Here is a 14,915-nt window from a genome sequence, read left to right on the forward strand (position 1 = left end):
TACGGTCGATACGTCTTCTTGCTCATGCTGAAGACATTGGACACCGAACCCTTTTGCTCCTACAGAACTGGCTTACTCAGACAGGCTCCTAGCCCTTTTGTACCGGCAAAATGACAAGAAAGGCTGATGAACGGTTCTCCAACCTCTTCCACGCGCCACGTACCGACGGCCGTCGGCCAGTTCGTTACGCTTATCACCAACTTTCAACAACTCACAGCGGGCAATCTGTCGGAATTGGTCCCCTCGCCTAAAATGAACCCCGTACCAAGCGAAAGGTGGGGATCGAGTGAACGGCAGTTACGAGATGCGCCTGGAGTCCATCGGCGGGCTCGGTGCCCACCTGGCCGGCCAGATCCTCGCGGAGGCCGCAGTGTTGGGCATGGGCCTGAACGGCGCCCACTTCTCCTCCTACGGATCCGAGAAGAAAGGCACCCCGGTCAAGTCTTATGTGCGCCTCTGCCCCGGGGACAGGGAGATCCGCACCACCAGCCCCGTCCGCGAGCCGGACCTGGTGGCGGTCTTCCACGAGGCCCTCCTGGCCGACCCCGGCGTCACCGCGGGCCTGAGGCCCGGCGCCACCCTCATCGTCAACACCACCGCCCCGGCCGCCGAGATTGCCGCCCGGGTGCCGGTGGGCGGGGTCAGGGTGATTGCCGTGGACGCCACCGGCGCCGCGGTGGCCGAGAAGACCCGCGTCAACACCGCCATGCTCGGCGCCGTCGCCCAGGCGGCGCCCGTCCTCGAGGCCGGCGCCGTGCGGCAGGCCATCCGCGACACCTTCCAGCGCAAGTACCCGCACCTGGTGGAGGCCAACCTGCGCACCTTCGACCGCTGTTTCCACCACTTCGACGAGTGCCTCTCGCCCGAGCCGGCCGACGCCGGCAGCCGTCCCGCGTCCGGACCCGTCGTCGGCTACCGCACCGCCCCGGCGGGCGGGATCCTGCCCACCCCGGGCAACACCATCGCCAAGAACATGGGCATCTCCCGCCAGGGCTTCCTGCCCGTGCTCCACCGGGAGCTCTGCGCCGACTGCGGCATCTGCGACCTGGTCTGCCCGGACTTCTGCCTGGTCTGGGAGCCCACCGGACGGACGGTGAACGGCTACCCCGGCGTGAGGCTGGTCGGCATCGACTACCAGTACTGCAAGGGCTGCCTCCACTGCGTCCAGGAGTGCCCCACCGGGGCGCTCACCAAGGAGCGGGAGATCGGCGACATCGCCGGACGCCTGCGGGTTCCCCTGTTCGGGTCCCGACCCGTGGCAGTGGCAGCGGAAGGGAGGTAGCGACGCCATGGCCATTCGCGCGCGTGATCTCGCCCGGGGTGCAGCGCAAGGCACCGCACGGCGCCGGCCCGCCCAGGTGGCCGGCTTCAAGTCCGGCAACGAGATGGCGGCCCTGGCGGCGAGCCAGATCAACTTCCACCTGATGGGCTATTACCCCATCACCCCCTCCACCGAGATCGCCGAGCTGCTCGACGAGATGAAGGCCGAGGGGCTGCACGACATCGCGATGGTGCCCGCGGACGGCGAACACGGCGCCGCCGGCATCTGCTACGGCGCCTCGGTGGGCGGCGGGCGGGTCTTCAACGCCACCTCGGCCAACGGCTACCTCTACGCCCTGGAGCAGATGCCGGTGCAGGCCGGCACCCGCATGCCCGCGGTGCTGGACCTGGTCACCCGCACCGTCTCGGGGCCGCTGGACATCCGGGGCGACCACTCCGACCTCTACTTCGCCCTCAACACAGGTTGGATCGTGCTGCTCGCCCGGGACCCCCAGGCGGTCTACGACATGAACATCATCGCCGTGCGCCTCAGCGAGCACCCCGACGTGCGGCTGCCGGTGATCGTCGCCTTCGACGGCTTCTTCACCAGCCACCAGAAGCGGCGGGTCTCGTTCTTCCCGGACCGGGAGCCGGTGCAGGCCTTCCTGGGGCCACGGCCGGACTTCCCCCACGCCCTGGATCCCCAGCGTCCCATCACCTTCGGCCCTTACATGAACGACCCGGACCTCATCAACAACAAGTACCAGCTCCACCTGGCGATGGAAGCGGCCCGGCGGGTGCTGCCTGAGCTTTACGCCGAGTGGGCGGAGCTCACCGGCCGGGAGTACCGCACGGTGGACCTCTACCGCATGGAGGACGCCGAGGCGGCCGTCTTCCTGCTCAACTCCGCCGCCGAGACCGCCAAGGAGGTGGCCGACCAGCTGCGGGCCGAGGGCCGGAAGGTGGGCGTGATCAGCCTCAACGTCCTGCGCCCCTTCCCGGCGGAGGAGATCCGCCGGGCGCTGCGGAGCGTGAAGGCGGTGCTCGTGGGCGACCGGGCAGACTCGTACGGTTCCTGCGGCGGCAACCTCACCCACGAGGTGAAGGCGGCCCTGAAGGACGACCCCGAGAACCGGACCCTGGTCCTCTCCCGGGTCTACGGCCTGGGCGGCCTGGAGTTCGACCCTGCGGACGCCCGGACGTTCTTCGAAGCGGCGCTGGAGGCCGCCGAGACCGGCCGGGTCGCCGTGCCCTTCGACTACCACGGCGCCTCCCCCGCCGGTAGCGGGCAGGGGCTGCCCCCGGGACTCCCGCCACTGGACCCCGAGGCGCTGCGGCTGCCGCTGGTCCAGGTGAAGGAGGACCCCACCGGCGGCCCGCTCCAGGTGGAGCACGCCCCGCTCTGGGCGTTCCGGAACCGCCCCGGGCGCATCGCCCCCGGCCACGGCGCCTGCCCCGGCTGCGGGATCTTCCCCTCCCTCGACCAGTTCTTCCGGGCCATCTCGGGGGACGTGGTGGTCCTCTTCCAGACGGGCTGTGCCATGGTGGTGACCACGGGCTACCCCTACACGGCGCATCGGGTGACGTACATTCACAACCTCTTCCAGAACGGCGCCGCGACCCTGTCCGGCCTGGTGGAGATGTTCCACGAGCGGAAGCGCCGGGGCGAGATCCAGGTACGGGACGACTTCACCTTCGTCATGGTCACCGGTGACGGCGGCATGGACATCGGCATGGGCCCGGCCATCGGCACCGCCCTGCGGGGACACCGGCTGATCATCCTGGAGTACGACAACGAGGGCTACATGAACACCGGGTCCCAGCTCTCCTATTCCACCCCCCTGGGCCACATGACCAGCACCAGCCACGTCGGGTCGCACCAGGCGGGCAAGTGGTTCCACCACAAGGACACGCCGCAGATCATGGCCGCCTGCCACATCCCCTACGTCTTCACCGCCGCCCAGTCCTACCCCGAGGACCTGATCCGCAAGGCCGCCAAGGCCCAGTGGTACGCCCAGAACGCGGGGCCGGTCTACGGCAAGATCCTCATCGCCTGCCCGCTCAACTGGCGGTCGGAGGAGTCGATGACGACGGAGATCCTGCAGGCCGCCGTCAACTCCTGCTTCTTCCCGCTGTACGAAATCGAGAAGGGCAAGACTCGCATCACCTACGATCCGGAGGCCCTGGGCAAGCGGGTCCCGGTGCGGGAGTGGGCCGCCCTCATGGGCAAGACCCGCCACCTGCTGAAGGACCCGGAGCTGTTGGCCGAGATCGAGGCGGAGGTCGACCGCCGCTGGCAGCGCCTGAAGGCGATGCACGAGCACCCGCTGCTGTAGGAGGGAGGAACCGGCATGTACCGCATCCTGAAGAAGCGCCAGCTCACCCCGGTTACAGCCCTCTACGTCATCGATGCGCCGCTGGTGGCGCGCACCGCCCGGCCGGGGCAGTTCGTGATCCTGCGGGTCGACGAGGGCGGCGAGCGGATCCCCGTCACCATCACCGACTTTGACCCCGAGGCCGGCACCGTCACCATCGTGGTGCAGCAGGTGGGCAAGACCACCCACTGGCTGGCGCAGCACGGCGAGGGCGACACCCTGGCGGACTTCGCCGGGCCCCTGGGCACGCCCGTGGCGCTGCCGGACCGGGGGCGGGTGGCCCTCGTGGGCGGGGGCTTCGGCGCGGCGGCGATCCTGACCATCGCCAAAGAGCTGGCGAAGCGGCCCGAGGTGACGGTGGACGCCATCGTCGGCGCCCGTACCGCTTCGCTCCTGATCCTGTCCGATGAGGTCGGCGCCGTGGTCGACCGGTTCCTGCCCTGCACCGACGACGGCTCCCGGGGCTACCACGGACTGGTGACGGGCCTGCTGGAGCAGGAGATCGCGGCGGTGGGCTACGACCTGGTGATGGCCATCGGCCCGATGCCGATGATGCGGGCGGTGGCCGAGGTCACCCGGCCCCACGGCATCCCCACCTACGCCTCGATGGACCCGATCATGCTCGACGGCACCGGCATGTGCGGCGCCTGCCGGGTGCGGGTCGGCGGGCAGAACCGGTTCGCCTGCGTGGACGGCCCCTTCTTCGACGCCCACCAGGTGGACTTCGACGAGGTCACCCGCCGCAACAAGATGTACCGGCACGAGGAGCGCCTGGCCCTGGAGCGCTGGCACCAGCACCAGGGCAGCTGCGCCACGGTCGGATAAGGGGGGCGGGCAGCATGGCGATGAGCAGACTGAGCAAGTTGCCTTGCTGCGCCAGCGCCGGCGGCGGCCCGAACCCCGTGTCGACGAGCGGTCTGAGCACGCGGTCCCGCTTCGCCAGCGCCGGATGCGGCCCGAGCCCCCTGTCGGTCAGCATATCCAGCCACGCCCGGAAGGAGGCCCGATCCCCATGGCGATGATCAGCCTGAAGAAGCAGCCCATGCCCCAGCAGGAGCCGAAGGTGCGGGCCACCAACTTCGCGGAGGTCCCCCTGGGCTACACGCTGGAGATGGCGGTGCATGAGGCGACCCGCTGCCTGCAGTGCCAGGACCCCCAGTGCGAGAAGGGCTGCCCGGTATCGGTGCCGGTGCGTGACTTCATCGGGCTCCTGGCCCAGGGGCGGCTGGAGGAGTCGATCCGGACGATGAAGGCGGTCAACCGGCTGCCGGCGATCTGCGGCCGGGTCTGCCCCCAGGAGGAGCAGTGCGAGGCCCGCTGCGTGCTGAACCGCAGCGGCCGCCAGCCCGTGGCCATCGGCCGGCTGGAGCGCTTCATCGCCGACTGGGAACGGGAACACGGGTGGGTGGCGGCCGATCCGCCCGAGCGCCGCCCCGAACGGGTGGCGGTGATCGGTGCCGGTCCCGCCGGGCTCACCTGTGCCGGGGACCTGGCGGCCATGGGCTACCAGGTGACGGTCTTCGAGGCCCTGCACGCCCCCGGCGGCGTGCTGACCTACGGCATCCCCGAGTTCCGCCTGCCCAAGGACATCGTCTACGCCGACGTGGCCCGCCTCGAGGCTATGGGCGTCGAGTTCCGCTACAACGTGGTCGTGGGCCGCACGGTCACGGTGGACGCCCTGCTGGACGAGCTGGGCTACGACGCGGTCTTCATCGGCACCGGTGCGGGGCTGCCCAAGTTCCTGGGCATCCCCGGCGAGAACCTGGCCGGCGTCTACTCGGCCAACGAGTTCCTCACCCGGATCAACCTGATGCGGGCCTACCGCTTCCCCGAGTACGACACCCCGGTGAAGGTGGGCAAGCGGGTCGCGGTCATCGGCGCCGGCAACACGGCCATGGACGCCGTCCGCACCGCCCTGCGCTCCGGCGCCGAGCGGGCGATGATCGTCTACCGGCGCACCGAGGCGGAGATGACCGCCCGGGCCGAAGAGTACGAGCACGCCCTGGAGGAGGGCGTCGAGTTCTACTGGCTCACCAACCCGGTGAAGGTGCTGGGCAACAGCGAGGGCTGGGTGAAGGGGCTGGAGTGCGTCCGGATGGAGCTGGGCGAGCCGGACGAGTCCGGCCGGCGCCGTCCCGTACCCGTGCCCGGGTCCGAGTTCGTGCTGCCCTGCGATACGGTGATCCTGGCCCTGGGGACCACACCGAACCCGATCCTGATCAACGCCACGCCAGGTCTCGAGACCAACCGCCGGGGCTGCGTGGTCGCCGACGAGGAGACCGGCGCCACGTCCCGCCCGGGCGTCTTCGCCGGCGGCGACGTCGTCACCGGCGCCGCCACGGTGATCCTGGCGATGGGCGCCGGGCAGCGCGCCGCCCGGGCGATCCACCGGTACCTGGACGAGAAGCGCCAGGCCGCCGCGGCCGATTAGGCGAACGTGGCGGACCAACCGAAGCCCGGCGTGCGAGGCGGGCCGAACCACGTGCAGCGACGCCCCCGGTCTCTCGGACTGGGGGCGTCGCCCGCGCGATGTGGTGTCGCCGTTCACGTGGCGACAAGGCTTGGTTAAGCCTGAGGCTTTTCCCACACGACGCCCATGAACGGTCCGAGACGGGTGAACGTACAGCCGGGCAGCTCGCCGCCGTACACCTCCTGAAACCCGCTCGGTGAGAGGTACCGGTCTGCGGCCAGGTGATCGAGCCACTCGCCGGATGTGCGAAACCGCAAGAGCCGCCGGGCCGTCCGCCATCCATACCGAAACACGTCCGGCAGGAACTCCTGCCAGGCCCCGACCACGTATATCCAACGGGCTGGCGTAGGCACGTCAGACGGAGCATCGCCTTAAGCCTGCGCAGGACGGCGGGCACGTCGGTCAGGTGGTGGAAGGTTGTCCGGCTGACGATGTAGTCGAAGGTGGCATCCAGCCGCAGGTCGTTGGCGTCCATGCGCAGGTAGGTGAGATTGGCCGCACTGCGTCTTACGCGGGCGATGGCCAGCATTTCGGAGGAAATGTCCACACCGACGACCTCGTCAAACCACCTCGCCAGTTCGAGGGTCAGGATGCCCGACCCGCACCCGACGTCCAGGGCCGCCCCGCGCACTGCGGGCAGGTGGCGCAGGAAGAAGTCGTGATCAGGCCTAAGCGAGGCCTCGAAGTCGTACTCCACGGCAACAGGGTCGAACTGAGCTGTTACCTGTAGCCCGTCTAAACCGTGGATGTCCACCCAACACACCTCCGTCTCCGCACGCCGCGGCCATTTCGCCACTCACTGTGCGCGAGCCTGGCCACCCGTTCCCTGGCGCGCTTCTCCTGCCCCGTACAACGTGCGAAGCTCGCCCCGCGTTACGGTGGCATCGGCCGGTCGGTCCACGTGACGGCTGTGGCCATGCCTTCGCGCGGCTTGGCCATGGCGCCTGGGCAGCAACCTGTCGAGGCTTTACGTTTCAGGACGGATCAGCCAAAATGGGCTCATGGAGTCGGTAGGTTCCGGTAAGGAGGCATCCCAGCTTGGCCGAGAGCAAGGGTTCGAACTCAGGGACCCAGGGGTGCCAGCGGCCTGATCGCCGGTGCCCCGAGTGCGGCGCCCCGGCGGTGGACGGGATGGACTGCTTCGAGCAGTTGGGCTGGCTGATCGGCTGGGAGCAGTGGGATCCCGAACTGGCGGCGCTGCACTTCGTTACGGTCGCATCATACAACCTCCAACATCCCGCCCAGTTCTACCCAGAGGTGCTGAGCGAGCTGCGGAAAGCGCTCATCGCTCACCTGGACCACGGCCTGCCCTGGTCCGAGATTCGCAAGAGAGTAGGCAACCTGTTCGCGGGCAATACCCGGGTCAGACGCCCCGAGGCCGAGCGCAAGCCGGTGCTGCTCCACTGGCCGATGACCATTGCCGACGTGTACCTGCCCGACAAGCCCGAGGGCGCGGCTGACCGGGTGCGCGCGTGGGCAGCATCCATCCGGGCAGAGCTTGAGCGCGAGCAGCCCCAATGACCGGATGCAGAACGCCGCCGGCAGGACCAATCCCGCCGGCGGCGTCGCGCTACCCATTCGAGTCGGTCCGGCCGTCTTTCGACCTTCCCCGGTTCTCCAGCGCCCTGACAAGCCGCCAGAACAGATAGACCCCCGCGACAAGCGCCCCCCGGGTCACCAGCCAGTCGACGACCACGACCACTTCCGGGGCCCCCACCAGCATGATCACAAGGGTGATCACCACAACCGCCAGGATTCCATACAGCGTGGTCTGCTCGGGCGACACGCACGTCCCCCCTACTGCCCTGGCCTGAGACCATAGCCCTCGATTTTCCGGTACAGCGTGCGCACGCTAACCCCGAGCAACTGCGCCGCCTGGGCGCGGTTCCACCCGGTGCGCTCCAGGGCCCTTGCGATGTGCGCCCGCTCGACCTGCTCCAGCGAGGCGAACTCCTCGCCGGCGTCACCCCCATCCCCCGGGGAGGCCTCGGCCGATGGCCCCGCGCCACGGCGCGTGGGCGCCCCCTGCCGAGCAGGTGGCACCGTCAGCCCCAGATCCTCCGGCGCGATGAACCGGTCCGGGCTCAGGATGACGCCGCGCTGCACCAAGTTGTACAATTCTCGCACATTCCCCCTGAACTCCTGCCGCATCAGCGCCTCCAGGGCTTCGGGGGTCATCTCCTTCGCCGACCCCAGCCGGGCCAGGAAGTGCTCCACCAGCAACGGGATGTCCTCACGCCGCTCGCGCAGCGGCGGCACGTGCAGGGCGACCACGTTCAGCCGATAGTACAGGTCCTCCCGGAAGCGGCCCGCCCGCACCTCATCGGCCAGGCGGCGGTTGGTGGCGGCGACGATGCGGACGTCCACCCGCCGGATGCGGGTCTCCCCGACCCGCCGCACTTCGTGGGTTTCCAGGAAGCGCAGCAGCTTCGCCTGTACCTCCAGGGGCATCTCGCCGATCTCGTCCAGGAAGAGCGTACCACCCCCGGCCAGTTCCACGAGGCCGGGCTTCGCCGCCACCGCACCGGTGAAGGCACCGCGCGCGTGACCGAACAGCTCACTCTCGAGGAGCTGCGCCGGCAGCGCCCCGGCGTTGACGGGGATGAAAGGCCCGGCCGCCCGGGGGCTCCACTGGTGGACTGCGCGGGCGATCAGCTCCTTGCCCGTGCCGCTCTCGCCCTCGATCAGGACCGGCATCGCCCCCTGCGCCACCCGCTCGGTCAGCTCCAACAGCCGTCGCAGCGGCTCGCTGCGGCCGACGATCTCCAGCCCGTCGCCCAGGCGGCGAAGGGCCTCCCGCAGGCCGCGGTTCTCCACCTCCAGGGCGCGCCGCTCCAGGGCCCGCTCCAGGATGACCTCGAGTTCGGCCAGGTTGCAGGGCTTGGTCAGGTAGTCGTAAGCGCCGGCCCTGATCGCCTCAACCGCAGTCTCGATGGAACCGTGCCCGGTCAAGATCAGCACCGGTAGCCCGGGCTGGATCTCACGGGCCCGCTTCAGCGTGGCGATGCCGTCCAAACCCGGCATCTTCATGTCAAAGATGGCCGCATCAAACTCCTCTTCCGCCAGCGCGTCCAGCGCCTCCGTCCCGGAGGCTACCGCGGTGACAAGGTACCCCTTGCGGCTCAGACGCCGCTTTAGCAACTCCCGGAACGACTCTTCGTCTTCCGCGAGCAGAAGGGCGTAGCTGCGCATCCGTCACTCCCCCTCCCAGACCGGAAGCTCGAACCAGACTGTCGTACCGAGCCCGGGCCTGCTCTCCAGCCACAGCCGTCCGCCTAGCGCCGTGACGATCCCATAGCAGGTGGAGAGCCCGAGTCCGGTGCCTCTCCCTGGCGGTTTCGTGGTGAAGAAGGGCTCCAGCGCCCTGCCTGCCACAGCCTCGCTCATTCCGGGGCCATCGTCGCGAACCCCCACCCGCAGGACGGCACCTGCGGCACCAGCCGTGGCCTGGGCTGCCGGCACGGCCACCGCCGTGATTGAGACCTGCGAGCCTCCGCCCTCCTCGATGGCGTCGAGGGCGTTGGAGACCAGGTTCAGGAAGACCTGCTGCAGCTGGTCCCGGCTCGCCCGCACAGCCGGGAGCCCGTCTCGCGCCTCCACCGACAGCGCAACCCCCGCCTTGCGGGCGCGGGGGGCCACCAGGGCGGCGGTGGCCCGGGCTACCCCGATGACGTCCACCGGTTCCGGCTCGGCCGGCCCGCGCCGGGCGAAGTCCAGCAGGTTCGCCGTGATTCCCTTGCAGCGCTGCACCTGCACCTGAAGTTGGGTCAGGTAAGCGGAAAGCTCGCCGTCCCGTTCCAGGGCCGCCGCGCCCTCGTCCCGCAGTCGGTCGGCCAGATCCTCTGCGTAGGCTGAGATGATCGCCAGCGGGTTGTTGATCTCGTGGGCGACGCCGGCGGCGAGTTGACCCACGGCGGCCAGCTTCTCCGACTGCAGCACCATCTGCTCCATCGCCCGGCGCTCGGTGACGTCTTCCACGACTTCCAGCCGCGCCGGGTCGTCGGGCCCCGCCCCGGCGATGCGGTACGTGCGGTAACGGAAGACCCGGTCGTGCCCGCCAACCCGAACCCGGTACTCTCCGTCGGGGGCGCAGCCGGCGTCCCCATCGCAGTTGCGGCCGAGCACGCCCCGGCAGGGGCCGCCCACCACGGCAGCCGGGAACCACTCCAGCAGGTGTCGGTTGGCCCACAGGATCCGTCCCCGGGCGTCGATCAGGGCAAGGCCCGCGCCCATGGCCGATACGGCGGTGTCCAGCCGGTCGCGCTCCGCCCGCAGGTTGGCATCCTGGATCCGCAGCTTCTCAGTCATCTGGTTGAACGCATCGACCAGCCGCCCAATCTCGTCCCGGCCGCCCGGGGGGATGCGCACCGTCAGATCGCCGGCTCCCACCCGAACGGCGCCGGCCTCCAGCCGTTCCAGCGGTACGGTGAGCTGCAGGCCGAAGACGATGGACAGGCCCACCACCACCGACACCAGAAGCAGGGCGCCGCCGGCGAACTCCCATGCAAGCCGGCGCACCGGCGCCATCGCCTGGTCCACCGTGGTCTCGGCGAGTACCCGCCAGTCGAGGCCAGGCACCTCAACCAGATAGCCGAAAGCCTCGTCTCCGGTCAGCGAGCGATACGGCGTGTCGACGGGAACCTGCCTGTCCCAGCGGAAACCGGCCAGCACCAGGCTGTAGTCAGAGTCGCCGATGAGGCGCCCGTCGCCGTCCAGGACGTGCGTCGTCACCCTACCGTCTGCCTGGACCGCGGCCAGGTTGTCCACCAGCCCCCGCAGCGTCGGGCGGGCCACGAGCGCGCCGGCGCGGGCCGGCAGCGGCACGCCGACGGTAAAGAGCGGCCGCCCCTGCAGATCGAACGTCACAGGACCCACGGTGGCCTCCCCGCGCCGCAGGGCCGCCCAGTAGGGTTCGTGCCCGTGCGCAGCCGGCGGCTGCCCGGCCACCACCTCGCGCCGGGAGGCGCGAGCCACCTCCACGCCGTCGGCGCCTACCAGGGAGACCTCCTCTAGATAGGGCGTGTCCCGCAGCAGGGTGTACAGCACTCTCTCCTGCTCGGCTGCAGGGGCTTCCAGCAGCCGGCCGCCCTCGAGCCGGGCCAGCAGTTCCAGGCGGGCCGTGACGCTGCCCACGAAACGGGCCAGTTCCTCGGCCACGGTGTGGGCAGCGGCCTGGTTCTGCGCCTGCACGATCTCCACCTGCGACGCGCGTGCGGCGGCCAGGCCGTACCAGCCGTAGAGCGCAACAGGCAGAACAGACATGGCGATGCCGAAGGCCAGCACCTTCAGCCGGAGGTGGCCGAACCAAGGCCTCACGGCCCCACCTCCCCCGCCCCGCCGCGCAGGCGGGCGAAGGCCATGCCCTCGGGACGCAGGTCCAACCCGAGCCGGTGCGCCACGTCAAGGTCCACCACGAGCTCCGGGTTGTCGATCGCCTCGATGGGCAGCGTCGCGGGGTCGGCACCGTTCAGCACCTTGACCACGAACCGTGCCGCCTGACGTCCCTGAGCCCGGTTGGAGATGCCGTAGGCTGCCATCATCCCGGCGCCTTCCCCCAGGTCGAGGGCGCCCATCGTCGGCAGGCCGAGCCGCTCGAGTTCGGCGGCGATCACCCCGGCCCCCGATTCCAGCACGAAGGCGGGGAGCAGGAGCGCGGCGTCGTACTCGCCGGGTTCGACCTGACCCAGCCCCTCCCGGGCCTGGGTCAGCGTGCGGGCCTCGAGGACGCCGAGGGCGATTCCCAGGCGGTCAGCGGCCTCCTCCGCCACCTCGAGGGCGTGGATGCCCGGCACCACCTGGGGGTCGTACACCACGAGGACCCGCCTGACCTCGGGCAGCAGCTTGGTCAGCAACTCCAGCCGCTTGCCGGTCAACTCGGCGTGCTGGTTGTCCAGCCCGGTCAGCAGGCCGCCGGGGCGGGAGTAGGACTCGATCCAGCCCCAGCGGACCGGCGAGGCCACCCCTGCCATCACCACCGGGATGCCCGGGTTGTCGCTCCGGTGCAGCGTGTCCGCCTCGATGCCACCGCCGGCCACCAGCACATCGGGGCGGGAGGCGATGGCGTCGTGCGCCAGCGCGGGCAGGCGAGACCGGTCTCCCCCAGCCGAGTAAACCGTGATGTTCACCCGGTCGGGTGGGAGGCCCATCTCAGCCAACCCCTCACGCAGTCCGTCCACCTTCTCCATGCGGACGTCGTCCGCCAGCAGGACGGCAATTGCGGCGCGCCGGACGCCCTGGCGACCGCAGCCCGAGAAGAGTCCGGCGGCCACCACCACCTGCGCGACGATCAGCGCAGCGGCCAGAGCAGCGGTCCAGGACCTCCCGTTACGCCAGGAACGCATCGCCGTCACCCCCCCTTGCACTTCAGTCTACCGCCTTCTCGGGCAAGATCCCATGGCACGTTGGCACTGCCCGGCCTCCGGTCCCCCGCGGATTTTCGCGGCGGATGAAGGGTTGGAACGCCCGCCGGCGTCAATCTTGGAGAAAGGGTCAACCAAGCTTCGAACCAGAGGGGGAGGGCCTCGATGGAGCGCGAAGAGAGAGCCGATCAGCGCCAACAGAACGACTTCGGACAGTCTCCCGCCAACGGATCCGGCCGCGACGTCCCGCAGGGGCGCGACGCTAGCGATGACCGCAGCCGCGACCAGGCCGGCCGCCCCGGCCGCGACGACGCATGGCTGAGCGAGCTGGAGGAGGATATCCTGTCCGCGCACGAGCCATCGACGCCGGAGTCGCCGGTCCCGCCGGTGCAGGCCTACCGCCCGCCGCGGACCACCCCCTTCCGCACCGCGGCAGCGGGTCCTGAGCCCGGGCAGGCGCCCAACGGCCCGGAGCGCGATGCGGAGACCGACGACAAGGACAGGGAGTCGGAGCGGCGCCCCCCGCAGCCGCCCCGGGCCCACGGCCCGCAACGTCCCCCGACATACAACCCGCCGCCCCGGTCGCCGAAGGGCCCCTCCATCATCGGCCCCTTCGTCCTGATCCTGCTGGGACTCTTCTTCCTGGGCCAGAGCCTCGGCCTGATCAGCTGGTCGGTCTGGGATGCGCTGTCGCGGCTGTGGCCGGTCCTCCTGATCGTGGCCGGCCTCGACATGCTCCTCGGCCGGCGAGGACCCTGGGGGCGCGCCGTCGCGGTGCTGCTCGCCCTGGCCCTGGTGGGTGGGATCCTCTTCCGCAGCTGGCCGCAGGTTGACACCCCGCCCCCCATCGCCCGACCGGCACCGGTCGATGAGGCGCTCGTCATCAGCCGCCCGCTGGGGAGCGCCACGTCAGCACAGATCGCGGTGGAGTCGTCTGTCTCGCGGCTCAGGATCAAGGCGAGCGAGTTGGGCGACGAGCTGGTGCACGGTTCCGTGATCCCCCTCTCCAACGAACGGATTGATGAGCAGTACGAAGTGGTGGACGGAACCGCCTACTACCGGCTGCGGTCGACGGTGAGCATCCCGGTCGATGCGCGGCGCGGGCAGGGCACCTGGGACCTGTTCCTCAGCCCGGCCGTCCCCATCAGCCTGCAGCTTGACACGGGCGTGGCCGAGAGCGACATCGACCTCTCCGGCCTGCGGGTGACGGACCTGGACGTGAGCACAGGCGTGGGCGACGTGCGGCTGACGCTGCCCGCACAGGGTGCCGTGACGGGAAGGATTGACGCCGGGGTCGGCCAGATCTTCCTGCGGGTACCCAAGGGCCGGCCGGCCCGCATCAAGGTGGAGACCGGTCTGGGCGGTACCGATGTCGGCGGCGGCTTCCGCCGCGAGGATGGCTACTTCATCACGGAGGACTTCCGCGCGGGTCAGGAGGCCATCGACCTCGTGGTCACCGGAGGCATCGGCCACGTGGTTCTCCAGATCGTGGACTAGCGGCACCGGCGGTCGTGGCCGGTCGAGATCGAGGACGCTGGGCGCCCGACACGCGCCGGCCCCCGCTCCCACGGATGGGGAGCGGGGGCCGCTTCGCTTTACTCGGCCTGCACCCTGTGCGCCTCGATGGCCGCCAGCGCCTCCTCTGCGCTGCCCCACCCCTGAATCTCCACCGGCTTTCCCTCCAGCTCCTTATAGGCGTGGAAGAAGTACTCGATCTCCTTCAGCCGGTGCGGGGCGATGTCGCTCAGCGATTCGTACTGCGCCAGCCGCGGATCGTTCACCGGCACGGCGATGATCTTGATGTCCTCGCCCTTCTCGTCGCGCGTCTTCAGGCACCCGATCACCTTGCCCTGCAGAACGCATCCGGGGAAGGTCGGGATCGTGACGATCACCAGCGCGTCCAGCGGCCGGCCGTCCTCGGCGTGGGTGTTCATGACGATCCCGTAGTCCGACGGGTAGTGGATCGAGGAGTGGAGCACCCTGTCCAGGCGGATCCGACGCCGCACCGGATCCCAGGTGTACTTGTTCTGACTGCCGCGCGGGATCTCCACCAGGATGTCGACGACGTTGTGCACTGCGAGCCCTCCTGCCACGCATGTCGCGTCCGCTCCTCAGGATTCGCCGGATACCCGCAGACATCCTCTCCATCCCGCAGCCCGCTCAGCGCCGTCCCCCCGGGATCACCCGCAGGCGGGGCCGGGGCCGCAGGCGGGCGCGGTACGCCATGTAGCCTGCCCCAGCGCCGATCAGCCCTCCCGCCGCGTGCAGGGCAACCAGCAGGAAGATCAGGTTCAGCGGCCGGGAGAAGTAGCGGATGGCGACCAGCGCGTCGAACAGGCCGCCGTCGATCGCGAGGATGGTCAGAAGGAACACCTCAAACACCGGCATTCCCAGGGCGAGCCCCACCGCGGCGCCCGTCGCCACCGATCGTCTGCACTCCATGCGCACGCC

13 protein-coding genes are annotated in these 14,915 nt (G+C 70.0%); 6 read left to right on the plus strand and 7 right to left on the minus strand.

Annotated features, from left to right (window positions below):
- Positions 1-286: 286 nt before the first annotated feature.
- The 4 genes from J2Z79_RS07385 to gltA all read left to right on the plus strand — a co-directional run bounded on the left by J2Z79_RS07385 (position 287) and on the right by gltA (position 6,066).
- A complete protein-coding gene (locus J2Z79_RS07385; protein ID WP_209466233.1) occupies positions 287-1,282 on the plus strand; it encodes a 2-oxoacid:acceptor oxidoreductase family protein in 996 nt (331 codons plus the stop codon).
- A 7-nt stretch (positions 1,283-1,289) separates the two neighbouring features.
- A complete protein-coding gene (locus J2Z79_RS07390) occupies positions 1,290-3,596 on the plus strand; it encodes a thiamine pyrophosphate-dependent enzyme (protein WP_209466234.1) in 2,307 nt (768 codons plus the stop codon).
- Positions 3,597-3,611: 15 nt separating this feature from the next.
- The gene (locus J2Z79_RS07395; protein WP_209466235.1) at positions 3,612-4,460 is read left to right on the plus strand and encodes a sulfide/dihydroorotate dehydrogenase-like FAD/NAD-binding protein; all 849 of its coding nucleotides are present in this window, start codon (positions 3,612-3,614) and stop codon (positions 4,458-4,460) included.
- A gap of 187 nt (positions 4,461-4,647) precedes the next feature.
- Positions 4,648-6,066, plus strand: a complete 1,419-nt coding sequence (gene gltA, locus J2Z79_RS07400) for an NADPH-dependent glutamate synthase (RefSeq protein WP_209466236.1) — start codon at positions 4,648-4,650, stop codon at positions 6,064-6,066.
- On the opposite strand, the gene J2Z79_RS07405 is transcribed toward gltA, so the two are convergent.
- Complete coding sequence (locus tag J2Z79_RS07405) at positions 5,960-6,901, minus strand: class I SAM-dependent methyltransferase (RefSeq protein ID WP_342589439.1); 942 nt, start codon at positions 6,899-6,901, stop codon at positions 5,960-5,962. The genes gltA and J2Z79_RS07405 overlap by 107 nt on opposite strands.
- 242 nt (positions 6,902-7,143) lie before the next feature.
- Between J2Z79_RS07405 and J2Z79_RS07410 the strand changes: the two genes are divergently transcribed.
- Positions 7,144-7,626: a DUF5946 family protein gene (locus tag J2Z79_RS07410; RefSeq protein WP_209466237.1), complete on the plus strand. Its 483-nt coding sequence runs from the start codon at positions 7,144-7,146 to the stop codon at positions 7,624-7,626.
- Positions 7,627-7,675: 49 nt separating this feature from the next.
- Here J2Z79_RS07410 and J2Z79_RS07415 read toward each other — a convergent pair whose 3' ends face one another.
- From J2Z79_RS07415 to J2Z79_RS07430, 4 genes are read right to left on the minus strand one after another with little or no spacing between them, the layout of a single operon-like run.
- The gene (locus J2Z79_RS07415; RefSeq protein ID WP_209466238.1) at positions 7,676-7,891 is read right to left on the minus strand and encodes a hypothetical protein; all 216 of its coding nucleotides are present in this window, start codon (positions 7,889-7,891) and stop codon (positions 7,676-7,678) included.
- An 11-nt stretch (positions 7,892-7,902) separates the two neighbouring features.
- A complete protein-coding gene (locus J2Z79_RS07420; RefSeq protein WP_209466239.1) occupies positions 7,903-9,297 on the minus strand; it encodes a sigma-54-dependent transcriptional regulator in 1,395 nt (464 codons plus the stop codon).
- A 3-nt stretch (positions 9,298-9,300) separates the two neighbouring features.
- Positions 9,301-11,421: an ATP-binding protein gene (locus J2Z79_RS19135; protein WP_209466240.1), complete on the minus strand. Its 2,121-nt coding sequence runs from the start codon at positions 11,419-11,421 to the stop codon at positions 9,301-9,303.
- Positions 11,418-12,446 (minus strand): ABC transporter substrate-binding protein, encoded by a 1,029-nt coding sequence (locus J2Z79_RS07430; RefSeq protein WP_209466241.1) that lies wholly within the window; start codon positions 12,444-12,446, stop codon positions 11,418-11,420. Before J2Z79_RS07430 ends, J2Z79_RS19135 begins: the two co-directional genes overlap by 4 nt.
- A 183-nt stretch (positions 12,447-12,629) precedes the next feature.
- Here J2Z79_RS07430 and J2Z79_RS07435 point away from each other — a divergent pair, with 183 nt between their 5' ends.
- Complete coding sequence (locus J2Z79_RS07435) at positions 12,630-13,961, plus strand: LiaI-LiaF-like domain-containing protein (RefSeq protein WP_209466242.1); 1,332 nt, start codon at positions 12,630-12,632, stop codon at positions 13,959-13,961.
- A 98-nt stretch (positions 13,962-14,059) separates the two neighbouring features.
- Here the strand turns inward: J2Z79_RS07435 and J2Z79_RS07440 are convergent, their stop codons facing one another.
- Together J2Z79_RS07440 and J2Z79_RS07445 are read right to left on the minus strand one after the other, a co-directional pair.
- Positions 14,060-14,539, minus strand: coding sequence for an inorganic diphosphatase (locus J2Z79_RS07440; RefSeq protein WP_209466243.1), 480 nt, complete (start codon positions 14,537-14,539; stop codon positions 14,060-14,062).
- An 85-nt stretch (positions 14,540-14,624) separates the two neighbouring features.
- Positions 14,625-14,906 carry a hypothetical protein gene (locus J2Z79_RS07445; protein ID WP_209466244.1) on the minus strand — a complete coding sequence of 94 codons (282 nt, stop codon included), beginning with the start codon at positions 14,904-14,906 and terminating at the stop codon, positions 14,625-14,627.
- Positions 14,907-14,915: the final 9 nt, after the last annotated feature.

The organism is Symbiobacterium terraclitae, assembly GCF_017874315.1.
In the GTDB taxonomy this organism is placed as follows: domain Bacteria; phylum Bacillota; class Sulfobacillia; order Symbiobacteriales; family Symbiobacteriaceae; genus Symbiobacterium; species Symbiobacterium terraclitae.

What these genes read in the sequence shown, in the direction of transcription:
- gltA (WP_209466236.1), top strand. Translation starts at nt 4,648, where the DNA reads ATGGCGATGATCAGCCTGAAGAAGCAGCCCATGCCCCAGCAGGAGCCG.
- J2Z79_RS07395 (WP_209466235.1), top strand. Translation starts at nt 3,612, where the DNA reads ATGTACCGCATCCTGAAGAAGCGCCAGCTCACCCCGGTTACAGCCCTC.
- J2Z79_RS07420 (WP_209466239.1), bottom strand. Translation starts at nt 9,297, where the DNA reads ATGCGCAGCTACGCCCTTCTGCTCGCGGAAGACGAAGAGTCGTTCCGG.
- J2Z79_RS07435 (WP_209466242.1), top strand. Translation starts at nt 12,630, where the DNA reads ATGGAGCGCGAAGAGAGAGCCGATCAGCGCCAACAGAACGACTTCGGA.
- J2Z79_RS07445 (WP_209466244.1), bottom strand. Translation starts at nt 14,906, where the DNA reads ATGGAGTGCAGACGATCGGTGGCGACGGGCGCCGCGGTGGGGCTCGCC.
- J2Z79_RS07390 (WP_209466234.1), top strand. Translation starts at nt 1,290, where the DNA reads ATGGCCATTCGCGCGCGTGATCTCGCCCGGGGTGCAGCGCAAGGCACC.
- J2Z79_RS07430 (WP_209466241.1), bottom strand. Translation starts at nt 12,446, where the DNA reads ATGCGTTCCTGGCGTAACGGGAGGTCCTGGACCGCTGCTCTGGCCGCT.